Source organism: uncultured Citricoccus sp. (assembly GCF_937871995.1).
GTDB lineage: Bacteria > Actinomycetota > Actinomycetes > Actinomycetales > Micrococcaceae > Citricoccus.
The window spans coordinates 1-2520 of the sequence record NZ_CALMQR010000146.1; the positions used below are offsets into that span (position 1 = coordinate 1).

4 protein-coding genes are annotated in these 2520 nt (G+C 67.1%); all 4 read left to right on the top strand.

The features are described 5' to 3' along the window. A partial coding sequence (locus tag Q0283_RS16675) for an Ig domain-containing protein (RefSeq protein WP_298045712.1) occupies positions 1-779 on the top strand: 779 nt, incomplete at its 5' end. Between the two features lie 89 nt (positions 780-868). Next, a complete protein-coding gene (locus tag Q0283_RS16680) occupies positions 869-1315 on the top strand; it encodes a hypothetical protein (RefSeq protein ID WP_298045714.1) in 447 nt (148 codons plus the stop codon). A 50-nt stretch (positions 1316-1365) separates the two neighbouring features. Next, positions 1366-1650: a hypothetical protein gene (locus Q0283_RS16685; RefSeq protein WP_298045715.1), complete on the top strand. Its 285-nt coding sequence runs from the start codon at positions 1366-1368 to the stop codon at positions 1648-1650. Positions 1651-1722: 72 nt separating this feature from the next. Then, positions 1723-2520 (top strand): hypothetical protein (locus tag Q0283_RS16690; RefSeq protein WP_298045716.1); only part of this gene is annotated, 798 nt, incomplete at its 3' end.

Genomic DNA, 2520 nt, shown 5'->3' on the forward strand with positions numbered 1-2520 from the left:
TCCCCGAGTCTGACACCGTCAACTTCGGTGTCGAGTCGTCTGATCTCGACGCGCCGGCTGGCGGCATCGATCTCGGCTACACGTCCGAGGACGGGGTTGCGTTCACGTTCGGCCGCGAGGTTGAGGACATCCTCGGCTGGCAGTCTGCCGACCCGCTGCGCAAGCTGTCCACCGCCGAGCCGCGGAGTGCCGCGTTCACGCTGCAGCAGTTGGAGCGGGGCACCTGGCTGTCGTCCATGGGTGGCACGCTCACCGAACTGTCGGCAGGGCCGCCCCCCATCTATCGGTGGGAGCCGACTGTCGGGCAGATCCCGACCGGTCGTCTCGTCATCGATTTCGAGGACGGCCCCGCCAAGTACCGGTTCGGGTTCCGGCGTGCGCAGAACACGGCCGAGACCGAATTCTCGTTGGTGCGTAACGCGGCGCTGGCGCTGTCGAACGAGTGGACGGGTGTCGCCACGAGCGACGGCAAGACTTCGTTCTTCATGGACACCAACGATGCCGCGTTCGCCCCGGGTGGCAGTGACCCGACCGTCACCACGACCGCGCTGGGCGCACTGGAGGACGGGGCGCCGTTCAGCCAGGCACTGGTCGCGTCCGGCACCGGGCCGTTCACCTGGGCCATGACTGCGGGCAGCCTGCCTGCCGGGATCGTGCTGTACGCCTCCGGCATCCTCGCGGGCACCCCGTCCGCGCCGGGCGCCTACGACTTCACCGTCACCGTGACTGGCGCGAACGGCACCGACACCCAGCAGTACACGGGCACTGTCGGGGCCTGACCCCATGACGGGCGGGCGGTGGTTGCTCCACGGTTCCTGCCGCCCGTCCATCTGATCCGAACCGTGGTGATCCGAGAGGAACCGTGGAAATGACGAAGAAGAACGAAGATCTGGACGTGGCCGAGGTCCTGGCCGGGGCTGATGCCGAACTGTCCCGTGGCGATGAGCTGCGCAAGCTGGAGGCGCAGATCCTGTCCGCGCCCAAGTCGGGTGACGACCCGTCCAAGACGGGTGTCGAGGTGACGATGATGTGCGTCATCTACAACGACCCGGAGGCGCCCGCCTCGCACTGGGTGAATCCGTCGAGGATCGCGACCCTGCGCGTGTTCGAGGCCAAGCATGGCCGCATCGATTTCGAGAACTTCGACGAGCAGATGTGGATGCTGTGGCACACGTTGGGGCGCCCGGGCGCGAACGGCGTCAAGCCGGTCGAGCCGGCCATCGGTCCCGCGGAGAATCGCGTGTTCACCGAATGGCTTGAGTCGGTGGAGTCCCCGGCCGTGAAGACGGTGACCAGGGGAAAAGCGAGCAGCTGACCGCTGTCTACAAGCTGGCGGCCACTTCCGGGATCCCGCCGTCGGATCTGATGGAGCTGGACTACCCGGAGTTGGTCGACTTGTCGGAGTTTGTGCAGCACCGGGAGCGCGATCAGGTTCTGTGGGCGAATCAACATGAGTTGATGGCCGAGATCCTCGAGGTGCTGGACGCGATTCTGAAGCGGCTGGGGGCCGGGATTCCGGTGACCATGGTCAAGGGTCTGAGCAAGCCGAAGAAGACGGAGCCGGTGAAGCGGCCACCGTGGGTGGAGAAGGCGCGTAGTGACGAGCAGGTGGTCACGCCGAGGGAGCTGTTTGCTCGCGTACGCCGCTGACAACTGGACGACGAGGATGGGGGTGAAAGATCCTTGTCTGAGTCCGTAGAGCTGGCGACAGCCTACCTGAGCGTGAGCTTGTCGACCGAGGGCCTCGGCAAGGATCTCGTCAAGCAGACCCGCGGCCTGGGTTCGGCGTTCGCCTCCCTCGGCAAGCAGTCGGGCACCTCGTTCTCGTCGGCGTTTCAGGGCTCGTCCAAGGGCGCCACCAAGCCTGCCCAGCAGGACTCCCAGGCCCTCGCCAAGGTGGTGCAGTCGTCCACGGCGAAGGTGAAGGCTGCCCGCGAGTCCGAGGCTTCTGCCGCCCGCAAGGTCGGCATCGAGGAGGCGAAGCTCGACGAGCTGCGCTCCAAGGGCAACGCCAAGGCGTCGCAGATCCTCGCGGCAGAGGATCGGGTGGCCAGCGCTCGAGCCAAGCACGCGGTTGCTACCGAGCGGGTCACTGTCTCGGTCGGCAACCTGGAGGATGCCCAACGCACACTGCGGGCCGCGACGGCCCAGTCCGAGCAGGCCGCGACCTCGTTCGGCGGCAAGCTACGTAACGCGTTCTCGGGCAACCCGTTCGCCAACGTCGCTACCGCAGCGAAGGCGGTCCCGGCGACGTTCGGCCAGATCGTGTCGTCGGCGCAGAGCATGGGCCGCTCGGTCGGTGCCTCTGCTGCGTCTGCGGGCAAGGGTATCGGGGACGCGTTCCGCAAGGTCGCCACGGGCGATGTGCGGGGCGCGTTCGAGTCGGTCAAGGGTGTCGCGTCCAATGCGGTGCAGGGCGTCGGGTCGGCGTTCGGAAAGATCATCCCCGCCGTTACGGGCGTGGTCGGCAAGGTCCGGGGCGTGTTTTCGGGGCTCGCCGGGATGCTGGGCAGGGACGGG